Below are 14,908 nucleotides of genomic sequence, written 5' to 3'. Positions count from 1 at the left end.
CAGCTTTATCAGCAGATGGATAAACTTCGAAAGCAAATTGGAAAAAAAGAAATTTCTTTATTGAAGCGTTTATAAAAGGGGAAGATAAGAATGAAATATGATAAAATCGTCGCAATAAATAAGGAAAAGAGTAAAGAAAAAGCAGGAATTGCTATAGATGCGATTGAAAAAATGTTTCAAAAAAAAGAGCGTATTTCTGTAACTGCCTTAGCAAAGAGTACTGGATTTGCAAAAAGTTTTTTTTACAGAAATCCGGAAGTTAGGAAGGCTTTAGATGAAGCACTGCTTCAACAAGGAGAATGCTATAATCCGAAAAAAGTTATATTTGATAAAGCATTGGAAGAAACAAATAATAATTTGAAAAGTGCAGTTATGCGATTAAAGAAAAGAATTGTAGAATTAGAAAAAGAAAATAGTAGATTAGAGAAACAAGTAGAAGAATTAACAAAAGAATTGAAGAAATAAAAATTTAATAGGAAAAATAGCATGCAGCGGATTATGTGAAAAACATATATCGGCTGTTTTGCTTTATATAGATAATCATTTAGGATGTAAACGCTATTATAAAAGTTGACCACTTTTAGCCATTTCGCTATCGAATTAGTTTACCACCTTGGAATAAACCTTTATGATTTTTAAGTCCTAATAAATCGTAAAGGAGATGAAAGGTGTGATAGTAGAAATGGACATGTACTACAAAATCAGGTCTTACTACAATGATGGCAAGTCTATTCGCTGGATTGCCCGTACTTTGGGAATCTCAAGACAGACTGTCAAAAAGTATTGTAGTGGTGACACAATCCCTGGTATACGCAAGGAATACCACAGGGACAACACCATCGTTACAGATGATGTTGAACAATTTATCCTCGGTTGTTTCAAGGAGGATGAAGCTGAAGGTCTTAAAAAGCAACAGCATACTGCAAAACGTATCTATGACAGGCTTGTTGAAGAACAGGGTTTCACTGGTGGTGAATCCACCATACGTAAGGCTGTTAATGACCTTCAAAAAGAACTGGATGTTCCAGCTCAGGCTGATATGCCTCTTGAGTATGATCCAGGCGATGCCATTCAGATAGATTGGGGCGAATGCACTGTATATCTAGATGGTGTAAGAACCAAGCTCTACAGCTTCTGTGGACGCTTATGCTATAGCTGTGATATATTCGTCCAGCTATTCCGAACTCAAAACCTTGAAGCATTTTTGGAAGCTCAGCAAAGAATGTTTGATTACTTTGGAGGCATTCCTAACAGGCTAATCTTTGATAATGCAAAAGTCGCTGTTAAAGAAGGCTTTGGCAAACATGCAGTAGCCACTGATGGATATAGAGCCTTTGCAGCCCACTACGCTTTTAAAACTGACTTTTGTAACATTGCCAGCGGTAATGAAAAAGGCCTGGTTGAAAATCTTGTAGGTTATTCCCGAAGGAATTTCATGGTGCCAGTTCCACGAGCAAAGAGCATCGAAGAACTTAACGAGCACCTGCTTACAAAATGCCTTGCATACAGAGATAAGCATAAGATTGCCAGTCATGAAAATACAGTTCGAGAAGCTTATTGTATTGAAAAGACTTACCTGCACGCAATTCCTGCTTATCGCTATGATACCAGCAGAACAGCTACACCAGATGTTGGTGATTATTCTACCGTCAGATTTGAGAAGAATAACTATTCTGTGCCTATTAAATACCTTCGAAAGACTGTTACTGTTAAAGGCTACGCGGACAAGGTGCTTATACTCTATCGTGGCAAGCTGATTGCAACCTTTGACCGCCTCTATGGTAGCGGTAAAACAGCTTATCGTCTGGAACATTACATTGATTTACTTGAGCGTAAACCAAGATGTGTATTCCAAGCTAAACCTGTAAGGGAAACTGTCGCAGAGGAATTAATCGACTGGGGAAAACAGCTTCCAGGTGGTAATGCAGAAATGGTAAAACTCCTGCGTCTGTGTGTAGACTACGGTGAAGAGAAGGTGCTTGAAGCCAAGTACTCTCTGCCAATAGGTGTAGTTCCTACCGTTGATATCATACGTAGTCAGCTACATATAAAGCCAGAAACCAATGTAGTAATGATAAGTGGCGACATCGATGTCAATTCATCTGATCTCACTAAATTCGATGAGAAATGTGGGGTGAGCTGATGAATACGCTTATTAATGAATCCATTGATTTCTATGCAAAGCTCCTCAAGGTACCTACATTTAGGAATTATGAGGAAATCGTAAGGCAGCTTGATAAGAAAGCCGGTTATGGAGACTTCCTTCTTGAAGTCATGAAAAATGAGTATGACGCCAGACAGGCTGCCACCAGGAATAGAGCTGTTAAAGCTGCTAAATTTCCTTATCTAAAAACATACGATGAGCTAGATCTTAGCAGATTTGAGCACATCGATGAAGCATATATGAATGAACTTGCTACCTGTGATTTTATAAAGCAACGCAAGAACATCGTTATGATAGGCAATCCCGGCACCGGTAAAACACATTTATCAATAGCTCTTGGAATTAATGCCTGCAAGCTCGGTATGAAGGTTCGTTTCTTTACTGCAGCTAACCTAGCCAACTCTCTTATAGAAGCACAAGATAATAAAAGCCTGATGCGTCTGGAGAAACAGCTTGAAAAGGCTGACCTTTTAATTATTGATGAGCTTAGTTATCTTACATTTAACCTGCATCAGTCGGAGCTTCTGTTTAAGATCATTTCAGACAGAGCAGAACGTCAGAGTGTTATCGTTTCTACAAACCTTAAGTTCTCTGATTGGACAAGCATGTTTGAAAACAAGACTATGGTGGCAGCCTTAGTTGGCAGACTCACCTTTATGTCTCATGTATTAAATATGAACTCTGACAATCCTTATCGTGATGAGCATGCAGCTGTTATCGACAAAGGAAGAAAGGGGGCTAAGAAAAATGTCTAAGTACCGCTTTCTTGATACAGAGTGTTCTCTTAACAGAGAAGAAATCATCTATGAGTATAACCGTCTCATTGAAGACATTTGGCATTTGGAGCATACAGTCAGTGAATTACAGAAAGACTATGATTTAATGACTGAAGCTTATGAGGATGTATCAAACGAACTCTACGGTTAAGTCAACCTGGGAATGTCTGTACCACGGGCATTCCCATATATTAGAACTAAAGTGGTAAACAATTTCAGTAGCAACTGGTAAACTAATTCGCTAGCGGAGTGGTAAACTTTTTCGTTAGCGGGTGGTAAACTTTTTCATTGACGTTTACAATTTAGGATTTGAGAAGTTTAACCAAATACACGACATACACAGTTTTTTTGGAAATGGTTGTGGAAAGAGACAGAAACTACTCAGTGACGCTGATGATAAAGCCAGTGTTTATAAGGATAATAGGACATGTGGCTAAAATTATGGTTGTACTGATTGGCCTGGTCGTTATATTCAAGTCTCAGCTTACGAGCCTGGTAGAAACGATCTTCGAGAAAATAACCAGCGAAAGTGCGGGCATTTGATAAGCGGAGAAGTGACTGCGTATCTGAGTCTGATATTGCTTCTTTTATTGTCGTTTGTTATGGCAATGATAGAGAGTGCATCTTTACAGATGGCAAAAAATTATCGCCGGGCAGATACAAACCGCGCTCTGGAATGTGTATTTGCAGAATATCAGAAAGAACTTCTGGAAGAATACGATATCTTTGCGCTGGAAGGAAGCTATGAAACCGGACAGTATTCGGAACAAAATATTGTAAACAGGCTGGCTTATTATGGAGCAGATCATATGGAACATCAGATTGAAAGAATACAGCTGCTGACGGATCAGGGATGTCAGACTTTTTATGATCAGGCAGTGCAATATATAAAACATCGATATGGAATACAGAAGGTTGAAAAAATGCTGGGTATGTCCTCGTTGTGGAAAGAACAGGAAAAGCAGTCGCAGGAATATTCAAAGGAGGAAACAGATAATCAAAATCGGATAGAAGAACTTCTGGAAGAGCAGGAGGCGGAGCTTCCGCAGGAAAATAATCCACTGGAGCATACAATCCAGCTGAAAAAATCTCCGCTGCTGGAACTGGTTCTTACGGAAGGACAGGAAGTGTCGCAAAAACGGATTGAACAGGAAGAGCTGCTTCCTGACCGGGAGAAGCAAAACGGCCATGGTACATTTACAGATGCAGGGGGAGAGAATGGGCAGCTTGGGAAGCTGCTGTTCGGAGAGTATCTTCTGGAGCATTTCTCATCGTTTACAGGACAAGATCATGAAGGACCATTGGACTATGAGCTGGAATATATTATTGCAGGACAGGAAAGCGACAAAGACAATCTGGAAACGGTAATTAAGAAACTTATGATTTTAAGATTCGTTCCGAACTATGCGTATATACAGACGGATTCTGTGAAGAAAGCGGAAGCAGAGGCGACGGCAGCAGCCCTGTGTGTGCTGCTGGCCGTACCGGCAATTACGGAGGCGGCAGCACAGGCAATTCTTCTGGCATGGGCATATGGAGAGACGATTATGGATATGCGTTCTTTGTTGGCTGGGAAAAGGGTGCCATTTATCAAATCTGAAGAAAGCTGGCAGCTGTCCTGGCAGGCGTTTCTTGCATTGGGGACGGAAGAAGATACGAGTGAAGGAATGGATTATGGAGAAGGAATGAATTATCAGGAATATCTGCGGGTACTATTATTTCTTGAAAAGAAAGAAACGGCGGCGATTCGCACATTGGGAATCATCGAGCAAAATCTGCGGATACAATATGGACAGCCATATTTTCATGCAGATTATTGTATCAGCAGGATGGAGATTCACACAGAGTGTACATTACGAAGAAATATCAGTTACGATTACAAAACGTATTATGGATATCAATAGCTTATAAAGAGGCAAAGGAAGATGTCCTTCCGGATATCGAAATTAATCCCAGACTACATGAAAATCTGACGAAAGGAGAAGGATTCGCATTATGAATAGAAAGATACTCCCCTCACAACCTATCTATGATACAAAGTCCGGGAGGACATCTTCCTTTGTCTCTTCCGTAAAAGGCAGTATAACGGTGGAAGCTGCTATAGCAGTACCTGTTTTTTTTCTTGCGGTTGTAAGCTTGCTATATCTGATGGAAATGATGGCAATTCATACTGCAGTTCGTTGTGGGCTGCAGTATGCGGGGAAAAAACTGGCAGAAGAAGCTTATACAGCGCCGGTGTTGTTGCCTTCCAGAATCGAAAATGATGTAGTCTATGCGGTTGGTCCGAACAGGCTGGAGAGAAGTATTGTTGTAGATGGAAGTACGGGGATTCAGTGTGACGGCTCCAGAATGTCGATTAAAACAGGAATTGCCGAGTTGGAGGCTGTTTATAAAGTCAGAATTCCGATCCCGATGTTCGGGATCGCGCCGATTACCTGTAAAGAAAGCATGAGAATCAAAGCATGGACCGGATATGAAAGAGATGAATTTGGAGAATCCGATGATGAGATCGTATATGTGACGGAAACGGGTATCGTATATCACCGGGATTATCATTGCTCCCATCTGGATTTATCCATTCATATGACAACAAAGGAGAAAGCGAAGAAGCTTCGTAATGAAAGTGGAGGAAAATATCATCTCTGTGATCAATGTGGAGATTCAGACGGAGGACTGGTATATATAACGGATTATGGAGATCGTTATCATACATCGCTGTCATGCAGTGGATTGAAGCGTACGGTCTATGCAATTCCGTTATCAGAGGCAGTTGGAAAAGGAGCCTGTTCAAAATGTGGTTATTAATCAAGATATGGAAGTATAATCAGGAAGATCTGATTTATAGAAAGGAAAAGAATGGAAGGGATCAGTAATGCAATCTGTATGGGAATTCTGATCTATCTGTCCGTGGAGGATGTCAGAAAGCGAAAGATTCCGCTGGTGATTCTGATGGTGGGAGGATGTATGGCGTTCACCTATCAGTTGATGTGGGGAATGGAGGGTATATGGGAGACGGCAGCGGGAGCGGGAATAGGCTTATGCTTTCTCGTGGTCGGATGGCTCACCGGAGAAAAGATTGGATACGGTGATGGTATTGCAATAATGATGCTGGGAATTTATCTGGGAATATGGAAACTACTGGAGATACTTGCGGGAGCATTTTTTCTTCTTGCCATGGCAGGAATGATCTGCCTGACAGGAAAGAGATTTTCCAGAAAACAGACATTGCCATTTTGTCCGTTTTTGACTGCGGGATATGTAATCTGTCTGTTATGCAAAGGAGGATAGACTGTGAAAAATAAATTGTGTAATGGAAGTATCACGGTGGAAATGTCTTTTTTGATGCCGATGATCTTATTCTTGATTCTGTCATGTATTCTGGCGGTTTTTTACTATCATGATAAAAACATCATATCCGGTGCGGCTTATGAGACGGTTGTGGTGGGAAGTACAAAAGCGAGAGAACAGGAAGGGGTTACCGCCGAGGAACTGCAGGAACTGTTTGAGCAACGTCTGCAGGGTAAGTGTATTCTTTTTCCCGGAGTACGTGCGAAGATCGGGATCGGAGAGAAAGAAATCAAAGTAGAAGTCAGAGCCTCGTGGAATCGGATACGGATGTCGACTGTAAAATATGCATCGTTGACGGAACCAGAGACCTATATTCGAGATATCAGAAGGTGGAAGAATAAAAATGGAACGAAAAATCACGATTGAAGAACCTGTGTTATATAAGGAAGATTATCAGATGAAAATGATGAAAGCGAATACTCTTGAAGGGATTCTGAGAGTGGAGGGAAGAGGAATAAATGGAAAAAGCTGTTACGACTATGATGTCAGTGGAAAGATATCTATGAAAGCTATGTATGAAAGAAGTAAAATTAGCAGTGAAGATATCAGGATGTTTTTGATGCAGTTTAAAGCAGTTTTAAAAGTAACAGAAGAATATCTTCTGAACATTCACTGTATTTTATTGAAGCCTGAGTATATTTTTTATGAAGAAGGGAGATTTTATTTTTGTTATTACCCGCCCGCCAGACAGGATGTATGGGAAGAATTTCATCTGTTAACGGAATATTTTGTAAAACAGGGAGATTATCAGGAACAGGAATGTGTCCGGCTGATGTTTTTGCTGCATAAAGAAACTATGGAAGAGAACTACAGCCTGGAAAAGCTGATGGCTGAATGCATGCAGGAAACAGAAGTAAATGAGGAAAAAGAGAAAAGATCAGAAAAAGATGTAAGAGCAGTCAGTAAGAATGTGGAGTATGATTCGGAGGAACATGACTGGATTACAGAACAGGAATTTGGGAGCAACATTCTGAGAGAGACAGAAAATATGTGGACACCGGTAAAACGTTTCCTTGGACGGCATAAGAAACAGAAATGGGGTGACTGGGATGGACTGCACATCGAAGAAGAGGAACTGTAGAGAGAAGACTCGAAATGTCAGGAGACTCCCTGAAATATCAGAAACCCCATAGAGAAATCCCGACAGGTATGCTATACTAAAGCCAGTGTAAACATATCTTTGAAGGGTAAAAGGCATTATTCATGAAAAAAAATAAAATCAAAGCGCCCTGTACGGTTGCATTAATAACAGTGAATGTGATCGTGTTTTTGTTTCTGTCGTTCAGAGGAATGACAGAGGACGGAATGTTTCTTCTGGAACATGGAGCGATGTATGTTCCGTATATGATTGAAAAGGGAGAGTATTACCGAATATTTACCAGTATGTTCCTTCATTTTGGATTTGATCATCTTTTGAATAACATGGTCATACTTGCGGCAATTGGATGGAATCTTGAATATGAGATCGGACAGCTGAAATTTGTGATCCTATATCTATTCAGTGGTTTGGGCGGAAATCTTCTGTCTGCATACTGGGATATTCGTGTGGGTGATTATGCTATTTCCGCCGGAGCTTCGGGCGCGATCTTTGGAGTGATAGGGGCTTTATTGTATATAGCAATCCGTAACAGAGGACGTATTGGAGATATATCGGGAAAAGGACTTGTCTTTATGATTATCCTGAGTTTGTATTATGGATACAGCAGCGGCGGAGTGGATAATATGGCGCATATAGGAGGACTGATTGCGGGCTTTTTATTGAGTGTTTTCCTGTACAGGAAGAAAAATCGTAAATTCAGTTCCTTCTCCGGGTACTGATGAGACTTTGATAGAACCACCATGAGCCTGGATCACACGTCTGGTGATTGGAAGTCCGAGGCCGGTGCCATCTGGTTTGTGTGTGATAAACGGTTCAAAGATGGAAGATATCTCATCGGCGGGGATTCCACAGCCGGTATCCGAAATCGTGATCTTAAGAAACATTTTCTTCGTGCATGCAGTGAGACGAATGGATGGACGAGAGGAAGCGTCGCTGTTAAGAACTGCATCGCGTGCGTTTCTTAACAGATTCAGAAGTGCCTGCTTCAGTTTGACCGGATCAATGAGCATGGAAGGCAGATCAGGTCTGATTTCAGAGGAGAACCCTATATCCGTATCTATGATGGATGAAGCGAAAGACAAAGATAAAACCTTCAGGTAAGTATTCATATCTGTCAGACGGGTATTCAGACGCTCCCCATTGTTATAGGAAGACAGTTCTTCCAGAAGCTGTGTCATATATTCTATATCCTGATGAAGCTCAGACCAGTGGTCAAAAGAAAGAACTTCCGGATGTTGTGATTCAATGAGTTGTAAGGTACTGTAAACGAGAGTCAGAGGGTTGCGAATTTCATGACTGATGGTACTGATATCCATGTGGTGAGACTCAAGAAGCCTTGAGAGCAACTCTGATTTTTCCGGACTTTCCTGCATTATCTGTTGTAATTTGTCATAGTCTGTCGAATGAAACATAATCGATACCGCCCCTTTCTGATGTATCAGTTTAGCATTGGCGGTTGAAATAATCAATTACTATTTTTTAAGAAAGAAGGATGAGAAAAATGAAGGATGATAACTGTATATTCTGTAAACTTGCAAACGGGGATATCCCAACTGCTACACTGTATGAGGATGAAGATTTCAGAGTGATTCTGGATGCAAGTCCGGCGGCAAAAGGACATGCACTGATCATTCCAAAAGAGCATTATGCGAATCTGTATGAGCTGGATGATGAACTGGCATCAAAGGTTTTTGTGCTGGCTAAAAAGATGATCACGAAGCTTACGGACATTCTGGGATGTGATGGATATAATATCGTACAGAACAATGGAGAAGCGGCAGGTCAGACGGTATTCCATTTTCATATGCATCTGATTCCGAGACATAAAGATGACGGTGTCATACTGGGCTGGAAGATGGGAGAACTGACCGAAGAAGATAAAGAGGATATCTTATCAAAAATAAAACAATAGGAATGAAGGATTAAAAAGTGGGAATGGAGTCTAAAGATAAAACTACTTTTGACATGGTCTATGAGGGAAATGCCGAGATTGTGTATAAGGTGGCGTTAAAATACTCCGGGAACCATCATGTAGCAGAAGAGATTGTACAGAGCGTATTTATTAAATTGTTTGTAAACATGGAGCATGTAAATCTCAATGCAATTCGCCCATGGTTGATTCTGACTGCAAAATATATGAGCTTGAATTACAAAAGAGATACGCATCGGGAGATGCTGATGGAGAGCATGGATCAACTGGAAACAGAAGGATACACGGATGCACTGGAAAACAGTGCAGAAGACGTCTTTATGAATAAGCTGGAAGAATGTGAAGTAAGAGGATATACAGGAGATATTCTGGAAGCGTTATATCGCAAGAATGAACGCTGGTATGATGCAATTACGTTTACATATCTTCTGGAAAAACCACAGAAAGAAGTCGCAGAAATTATGGGTGTTAGTCAGGAAGTGCTTTACAGCATGCTGTATCGGGCGAAAAGATGGATACGGAAGAATTATAAAGGACGGCAGGACCACTTGCATGAAACATAAAACAGGTGTCTGAAGGACACCTGTTTTGTCACATAAAGTTATGAAAAATGCATTATGAGCGAACGACGGATTCGATCAGATCTATAATAGTATCAATGGAATTCTGCTGAGGAGAATTCTTCATTGCGTTGATATAGGTCTTGCGGTTTTCGTAAAGATTCTGAATCGCGTTAAGAAGAACTTCCTGAGACAATTCTTCTTCTTCCAGTACAACGCTGTATCCCTGACGTTCGAAGGAGCGGGCATTTAAGATCTGATCACCGCGGCTTGCATTGGCAGAAAGTGGAATCAGCAGATTCGGTTTATGAAGTGCCAGCAATTCACAGATGGCATTTGCACCGGCTCGCGAGATTACAAGATCTGTCAGAGCAAAGAGGTCTTTCAGTTCATCTTTGATATATTCAAACTGGGCATATCCTTCCAGTCCCTGCAAGGATGAATCAATCTTGCCCTTTCCGCAGAGGTGAACCACCTGGAAAGATTTCAGAAGTTCCGGAAGAATACCGCGTACTGCATCATTGACAGCTACCGAACCAAGGCTTCCGCCGACAACCATAATCACAGGTTTATCGGATGTAAAATGCAGGAAGTCGCGGGCCTTGTATTTATCGCCGGATAAAAGCTCCTGACGAATCGGTGATCCTGTCAGAACAGCTTTCCCCTCCGGAAGGTGTTCCATGGTCTCCGGAAAGTTGCAGCATACTTTGATTGCAGAAGGAAGAGAGATCTTGTTGGCAAGTCCGGGTGTCATGTCAGATTCATGGATGATCGTCGGCACATGACAGCCCTTTCCGGCAAGAACTACCGGAACGGACACAAAACCGCCTTTGGAAAAAATAACATCCGGTTGGAGAACTTTTACCAGTTTTCTGGCTTCTCCCAGACCTTTGATGACACGAAAAGGATCCGTAAAGTTCTGAACGCTGAAGTAACGACGCAGTTTACCGGAAGAAATTCCATGGTATGGAATACCAAACTGCTCAATCAGATCCTTTTCGATTCCATTATAAGAGCCTATGTAATGGATATCATATTGTAATTCTTTAAGACGAGGCAGCAATGCAATATTAGGGGTAACATGCCCAGCGGTGCCGCCGCCAGTTAAGATAATGCGTTTCATAATGACCTCCCAATCTTGATATACATATCTATGTCGAAAAAGACATATGTTATACTATATATTATACGTTTACTGGGAAAATGGTCAAGTGGCAAGTGGTGCAAGATGGTTGAATGAAAGTGATGTGCCAAAGTAGAGGATGGAAAAATGGAAGAGCATAAAGATGAATTGACTGAATTCTTGCAGGAAGAATTCAGAAAATCGGCAGAAAAAGAAGAGGAGAGTATTCGACATGATACAGGCCTCTGCATGCCGGAAGGTATGAAAGAATCTTTACGTGCCAAAATTGATGAGCAGATTCTTGAGATACAGCAGGAACAGGCAGTTGCTCAATTATCGGACGAGGATCGGAAAGCGCTTGAACTCGGACGGAAGATTATGCAGGAAGAAAAGAATGCAGATGTTCCGGCAAAAACAGTGGTGCGACGGAAAAAAGGCTGGAGACTTTACGTGGGTCTGGCAGCAGTGCTGGTACTTGTAATGGCAGTCGGGCTGACCAGTATCGGTGGGCCGGAGAGAATCGTGCGTTTTATGAAGCAGGCGGTCGGAGAGCGTGAGGTGGAACAAACAGATTCCAGTGAAGATAATCTGGTTATAGTAGAACATGATGAAGAGACCGCATATGAAGAGATAAATAAAGCGTTTGGAATAATGCCGGTTAAAATTGTAAATGGTCCAGAAGGTATACAATTTAATCGAATGGAATTGGACGAGAAGATTCAGGTTGCAGAAGTAATTTATCAATATAAGGATAGTATAGTAGCATATTTTATAAATGCATCGTATAAAAACAGTTCATGGGGTATAGATGTAGAAGATAAATTAATTGATTCATATGTAAAAGAAACAGGGTATTGCGAAGTAGAGATTAAGGTGTATGAGGTTTTGAATAGCAAGAAAACGAGGTGTTCTGCAAGTTTTCAATATAATGGCTTGGAATATTTTTTGATAGGAACAATGAGTGCTGAAGATTTCGATATTATAATTAATTATTTGTTTTTTTAAATAAACGCGTCAGTTTTTGAAAAGTTATGTGTTTATATATATGAGGGTGGAAAAAAGCCTATAAGAATCAGATGGGAGGTGAAATATGAAAAGGAAAATTATGTCTGTATGTTGTGCGTTGGTATTGACGCTGGGGTTGGTATGTGGATCAATGCAGGAAGCAAAAGCGGCGTCCACAGATCCGATACTGGACGGTTCGTATCTGACGCATGACGAGGAGTCGATCGGTTATGACACAAAGATTACCAGAGGTGTGGATTTGCTGACAGGCTATTCCAAGTGTGTTGTCCTTGGTCCGGGAGAAATCTATGCAGGTGGAACGACGATTGCAGCTCAAGTAGTAGATAGTGTGCGGATCGGAGTTACTGTGGAACGGGCACGGGAAGGTGATGATGCCTGGTCAATCTATGATGGATGGATAAAGGAAAGTACGAACACGGACAGAGTATCCGCCAACAGAACCTTACAGGTAGAAGGAGGATATTATTACCGGGTTCGCTGTACACATGCGGCAAATAGCGATGTGAGCAGTTCTTTTACCAACGGTGTCTATGTTGAGTAATCGAGAGATTCAAAAATCTTAAGAAGTGCTGGGAGAAGTAGTTATATTATCAACATATCTTGCAATATTTTGCTTGGTGAAAGTCCAAGTGTAACATGTTAACTGCCCAGTATGATTATGTCAAAATGAAAAATGCTTTTACAGGGAAGAGGGATACTTATCCGCAAGGCGGACGAGTATCCCTCTTCCCGTATTGGTGCGCCTGGCGGCGCACGTTTCTAACGGGTGCAAGTCGTGTGTTCTGCAAGCTGTTATCGGCTTGCCAGTGAAAGTCTGGTCAAGGTAATCGCCAGTGAGCCTTGTAGCGAACCTCCAATGCCTTTGGGTGACCGATTGTGTTGAAGCGAGGTATGCCTGTGAGAAACAGGTGCAAAATAGCAGTCCGTAACATAAAGTGAATCCTGTAGCATCGTTACGTTAGCCCTGTAAGGGACAAGAGGGAGTCGAGTCACTGACTTTCTGACGAAGACCATGGAAGATGTGGAGATACTGGAGTACAGCATTGAAGAACCCTTCGGTGTAGAGGGAGCGGAATGTTATGAAAGTTGATAACGGAACAGAAGAGATCTCATACCATCATATAACCACAAGTATGTAACTGAGGATATAAGCACGCATGCGAAATTTCTTGGGAAGTGGTATGAGAAGTCGGAGGAGCCCATAGTATCTATGAACTATTGGTAAGAAAAACAATGGGAGAAAAGGGGCTCTGCTTTAATCAAGATTAACGGGAAGGTAAGGGATAGTGCATGCCAAATATTGGACAACAACACTCAATAGAAAAATCACGACAACTTCAACGTAATCTATACCTGGCAGCCAAAAAGGATAAGCAACGCAGATTTCATGCGTTGTATGACCGTATCTTTCGCCTGGATATTTTGTGGCGGGCATGGAAAGAAGTGCGAGAAAACAAGGGGAGCGCTGGGATAGACGGCATTACCTTTGAAATGATTGAGGAATACGGAGTAGAAGAATACTTGTTGGATATTCAAGAGGATTTGAAGAATAAGAAATACAGACCCAAGCCGGTAAAGAGAGTATACATTCCAAAACCGGATGGGAAGCAAAGACCATTGGGAATACCGACTATTAGAGACAGGATTGTGCAACAAGCCTGTAAGATAGTGATAGAACCTGTCTTTGAAGCAAACTTTCTAGATAGTTCTTATGGATTTCGCCCTAAAAGAGATGCAAAACAGGCTACAGAAAAAGTGAAAAAAGAATTGTATAAAAACTGGTATGTAGTAGATGCAGACATACAGGGATACTTCGACAACATCAATCATGAAATACTACTGGGATTATTAAATCGTCGCATCAGTGATAGAAGGGTCATTAAGTTATGCAGACAGTGGTTACAAGCAGGAGTCATTGAAAATGGGAAATATTATCCAACGGAAAAAGGCTCACCGCAAGGAGGAGTCATTAGTCCGTTGTTAGCAAATATCTATCTTCATGTATTGGACTCCTACTGGGAAAATCGTAAGGAACTGGGCGTCATAGTCAGATATGCAGATGATGCAGTGATTGTGTGCAGAACAAGAAAAGATGCAGAATTAGCGTTTGAGCATCTGAAAAGAATAATGACTAAGTTGAAACTGACGTTGAATCCGCAGAAAACAAAGATTGTAGATATGAATAAGGAGAGCTTTGACTTTCTTGGATTCCGTTACCAGAAGTTTGGTAAAACCAAAAGTGGACGGAAGTTGCCTTATATGATGCCTAGTAAAAAGGCGATGAAAAAGGTAAAGGATGCAATCAGAGTAATTACTTGCAGAAAATCAACCTATGAGGGTCTGGAGCAAAAGGTGGAGAAATTAAATCCACTCATAAGAGGATGGAGAAACTACTTTCAGCATGGAAACTCAACAAAACGATTTAAACAGCTTGATGAATACGTGTGGATGAAGCTATGGAGACGGGTGTATTACAGGCGAAAACAGAAGAAATACAGAGAGCATGTGTTGTATGGATTTCGAAAGTGGTATGCAACCAGTGGAATAGAGTACTTTTATTATCTAAATAAGAAAAGATATGTAGCAGTCTTTTGAATGCTGTGGGAAGAAGATTATCGGAAAGCCGTGTGAGGGAGAACCTCATGCACGGTTTGAGGTGGCAGGCGATGGAAACGGAAACTACCGCGCCATCGCTTGACCCTACCCGAATCCGCCCGGCAGTGGGAAGGATATAGTCGAAAGCAAGGGTGTCCACCGTGAGGTGGAATCTGAAGGAAGCTGGATGTGGGAACAGACTAACCATGAGCAAATCTCCGGTCTGACGGACAGAAATCACATATAAGGTCTTTCGTGAGGGTAAGGCTGCCAAACAAGTCGAAGCC

At 41.4% G+C, this 14,908-nt stretch carries 18 protein-coding genes; 16 read left to right on the top strand and 2 right to left on the bottom strand.

Translation table 11 applies throughout. From position 1 onward, the window contains the following. The first annotated feature begins 90 nt into the window (after nucleotides 1-90). From JQM82_RS10620 to JQM82_RS10575, 11 genes are all read left to right on the top strand, one after another. Entirely contained in the window at nucleotides 91-465 is a 375-nt protein-coding gene (locus JQM82_RS10620; RefSeq protein WP_235250296.1) for a DUF6262 family protein, read from the top strand. Nucleotides 466-670: 205 nt separating this feature from the next. Beyond that, on the top strand, nucleotides 671-2,143 hold the full coding sequence (istA, locus tag JQM82_RS10615; protein WP_154322949.1) for an IS21 family transposase: 1,473 nt from the start codon (nucleotides 671-673) through the stop codon (nucleotides 2,141-2,143). Continuing rightward, nucleotides 2,143-2,919 carry an IS21-like element helper ATPase IstB gene (gene istB, locus JQM82_RS10610; protein WP_154322948.1) on the top strand — a complete coding sequence of 259 codons (777 nt, stop codon included), beginning with the start codon at nucleotides 2,143-2,145 and terminating at the stop codon, nucleotides 2,917-2,919. Before istA ends, istB begins: the two co-directional genes overlap by 1 nt. Next, entirely contained in the window at nucleotides 2,912-3,091 is a 180-nt protein-coding gene (locus JQM82_RS10605; protein WP_154322947.1) for a hypothetical protein, read from the top strand. The genes istB and JQM82_RS10605 overlap by 8 nt, the downstream gene beginning before the upstream one ends. Nucleotides 3,092-3,333: 242 nt before the next feature. Then, nucleotides 3,334-3,483: a Flp1 family type IVb pilin gene (locus tag JQM82_RS16230; protein ID WP_268827716.1), complete on the top strand. Its 150-nt coding sequence runs from the start codon at nucleotides 3,334-3,336 to the stop codon at nucleotides 3,481-3,483. Then, entirely contained in the window at nucleotides 3,480-4,844 is a 1,365-nt protein-coding gene (locus tag JQM82_RS10600; protein ID WP_331472878.1) for a DUF5702 domain-containing protein, read from the top strand. Before JQM82_RS16230 ends, JQM82_RS10600 begins: the two co-directional genes overlap by 4 nt. A 91-nt stretch (nucleotides 4,845-4,935) precedes the next feature. After that, entirely contained in the window at nucleotides 4,936-5,745 is an 810-nt protein-coding gene (locus tag JQM82_RS10595; RefSeq protein ID WP_235250294.1) for a TadE/TadG family type IV pilus assembly protein, read from the top strand. Nucleotides 5,746-5,796: 51 nt separating this feature from the next. Continuing rightward, nucleotides 5,797-6,228 (top strand): A24 family peptidase, encoded by a 432-nt coding sequence (locus JQM82_RS10590; RefSeq protein ID WP_235250293.1) that lies wholly within the window; start codon nucleotides 5,797-5,799, stop codon nucleotides 6,226-6,228. Nucleotides 6,229-6,231: 3 nt separating this feature from the next. Continuing rightward, complete coding sequence (locus tag JQM82_RS10585; protein ID WP_235250292.1) at nucleotides 6,232-6,654, top strand: TadE family protein; 423 nt, start codon at nucleotides 6,232-6,234, stop codon at nucleotides 6,652-6,654. Further along, entirely contained in the window at nucleotides 6,632-7,369 is a 738-nt protein-coding gene (locus tag JQM82_RS10580; RefSeq protein WP_235250291.1) for a DUF6382 domain-containing protein, read from the top strand. The genes JQM82_RS10585 and JQM82_RS10580 overlap by 23 nt, the downstream gene beginning before the upstream one ends. A gap of 122 nt (nucleotides 7,370-7,491) precedes the next feature. Then, nucleotides 7,492-8,106 carry a rhomboid family intramembrane serine protease gene (locus JQM82_RS10575; RefSeq protein WP_235250290.1) on the top strand — a complete coding sequence of 205 codons (615 nt, stop codon included), beginning with the start codon at nucleotides 7,492-7,494 and terminating at the stop codon, nucleotides 8,104-8,106. Here the strand turns inward: JQM82_RS10575 and JQM82_RS10570 are convergent. Beyond that, nucleotides 8,044-8,799, bottom strand: coding sequence for a two-component system sensor histidine kinase NtrB (locus tag JQM82_RS10570; RefSeq protein ID WP_235250289.1), 756 nt, complete (start codon nucleotides 8,797-8,799; stop codon nucleotides 8,044-8,046). The genes JQM82_RS10575 and JQM82_RS10570 overlap by 63 nt on opposite strands. A gap of 89 nt (nucleotides 8,800-8,888) precedes the next feature. Between JQM82_RS10570 and JQM82_RS10565 the strand changes: the two genes are divergently transcribed. Beyond that, complete coding sequence (locus JQM82_RS10565) at nucleotides 8,889-9,299, top strand: HIT family protein (RefSeq protein ID WP_235250288.1); 411 nt, start codon at nucleotides 8,889-8,891, stop codon at nucleotides 9,297-9,299. A 23-nt stretch (nucleotides 9,300-9,322) separates the two neighbouring features. Next, nucleotides 9,323-9,880, top strand: a complete 558-nt coding sequence (locus JQM82_RS10560; RefSeq protein WP_235250286.1) for an RNA polymerase sigma factor — start codon at nucleotides 9,323-9,325, stop codon at nucleotides 9,878-9,880. Nucleotides 9,881-9,932: 52 nt separating this feature from the next. Here the strand turns inward: JQM82_RS10560 and JQM82_RS10555 are convergent, their stop codons facing one another. Beyond that, nucleotides 9,933-11,000 carry an undecaprenyldiphospho-muramoylpentapeptide beta-N-acetylglucosaminyltransferase gene (locus JQM82_RS10555; protein ID WP_235250285.1) on the bottom strand — a complete coding sequence of 356 codons (1,068 nt, stop codon included), beginning with the start codon at nucleotides 10,998-11,000 and terminating at the stop codon, nucleotides 9,933-9,935. A gap of 147 nt (nucleotides 11,001-11,147) precedes the next feature. Here JQM82_RS10555 and JQM82_RS10550 point away from each other — a divergent pair, with 147 nt between their 5' ends. The 3 genes from JQM82_RS10550 (at nucleotide 11,148) to ltrA (ending at nucleotide 14,621) form a co-directional block, all read left to right on the top strand. After that, nucleotides 11,148-12,005 (top strand): DUF4367 domain-containing protein, encoded by an 858-nt coding sequence (locus JQM82_RS10550; RefSeq protein WP_235250284.1) that lies wholly within the window; start codon nucleotides 11,148-11,150, stop codon nucleotides 12,003-12,005. A gap of 85 nt (nucleotides 12,006-12,090) precedes the next feature. Continuing rightward, nucleotides 12,091-12,567 carry a hypothetical protein gene (locus tag JQM82_RS10545; protein WP_235250283.1) on the top strand — a complete coding sequence of 159 codons (477 nt, stop codon included), beginning with the start codon at nucleotides 12,091-12,093 and terminating at the stop codon, nucleotides 12,565-12,567. A gap of 749 nt (nucleotides 12,568-13,316) precedes the next feature. Beyond that, entirely contained in the window at nucleotides 13,317-14,621 is a 1,305-nt protein-coding gene (ltrA, locus tag JQM82_RS10540) for a group II intron reverse transcriptase/maturase (protein WP_235250282.1), read from the top strand. Nucleotides 14,622-14,908: the final 287 nt, after the last annotated feature.

The sequence above is a fragment of the Faecalicatena contorta genome, assembly GCF_021531995.1.
GTDB lineage: Bacteria > Bacillota > Clostridia > Lachnospirales > Lachnospiraceae > Dorea_A > Dorea_A contorta_A.
The sequence above is the reverse complement of the archived record's forward strand: the minus strand, read 5'-3'. Positions and strand labels throughout refer to the sequence as shown.

What these genes read in the sequence shown, in the direction of transcription:
- JQM82_RS10545 (WP_235250283.1), top strand. Translation starts at nt 12,091, where the DNA reads ATGAAAAGGAAAATTATGTCTGTATGTTGTGCGTTGGTATTGACGCTG.
- JQM82_RS10620 (WP_235250296.1), top strand. Translation starts at nt 91, where the DNA reads ATGAAATATGATAAAATCGTCGCAATAAATAAGGAAAAGAGTAAAGAA.
- JQM82_RS10605 (WP_154322947.1), top strand. Translation starts at nt 2,912, where the DNA reads ATGTCTAAGTACCGCTTTCTTGATACAGAGTGTTCTCTTAACAGAGAA.
- JQM82_RS10565 (WP_235250288.1), top strand. Translation starts at nt 8,889, where the DNA reads ATGAAGGATGATAACTGTATATTCTGTAAACTTGCAAACGGGGATATC.
- JQM82_RS10555 (WP_235250285.1), bottom strand. Translation starts at nt 11,000, where the DNA reads ATGAAACGCATTATCTTAACTGGCGGCGGCACCGCTGGGCATGTTACC.
- JQM82_RS10550 (WP_235250284.1), top strand. Translation starts at nt 11,148, where the DNA reads ATGGAAGAGCATAAAGATGAATTGACTGAATTCTTGCAGGAAGAATTC.
- JQM82_RS10560 (WP_235250286.1), top strand. Translation starts at nt 9,323, where the DNA reads ATGGAGTCTAAAGATAAAACTACTTTTGACATGGTCTATGAGGGAAAT.
- JQM82_RS10580 (WP_235250291.1), top strand. Translation starts at nt 6,632, where the DNA reads ATGGAACGAAAAATCACGATTGAAGAACCTGTGTTATATAAGGAAGAT.
- JQM82_RS10575 (WP_235250290.1), top strand. Translation starts at nt 7,492, where the DNA reads ATGAAAAAAAATAAAATCAAAGCGCCCTGTACGGTTGCATTAATAACA.
- JQM82_RS10570 (WP_235250289.1), bottom strand. Translation starts at nt 8,799, where the DNA reads ATGTTTCATTCGACAGACTATGACAAATTACAACAGATAATGCAGGAA.
- JQM82_RS10590 (WP_235250293.1), top strand. Translation starts at nt 5,797, where the DNA reads ATGGAAGGGATCAGTAATGCAATCTGTATGGGAATTCTGATCTATCTG.
- JQM82_RS10595 (WP_235250294.1), top strand. Translation starts at nt 4,936, where the DNA reads ATGAATAGAAAGATACTCCCCTCACAACCTATCTATGATACAAAGTCC.
- istB (WP_154322948.1), top strand. Translation starts at nt 2,143, where the DNA reads ATGAATACGCTTATTAATGAATCCATTGATTTCTATGCAAAGCTCCTC.
- JQM82_RS16230 (WP_268827716.1), top strand. Translation starts at nt 3,334, where the DNA reads ATGATAAAGCCAGTGTTTATAAGGATAATAGGACATGTGGCTAAAATT.
- ltrA (WP_235250282.1), top strand. Translation starts at nt 13,317, where the DNA reads ATGCCAAATATTGGACAACAACACTCAATAGAAAAATCACGACAACTT.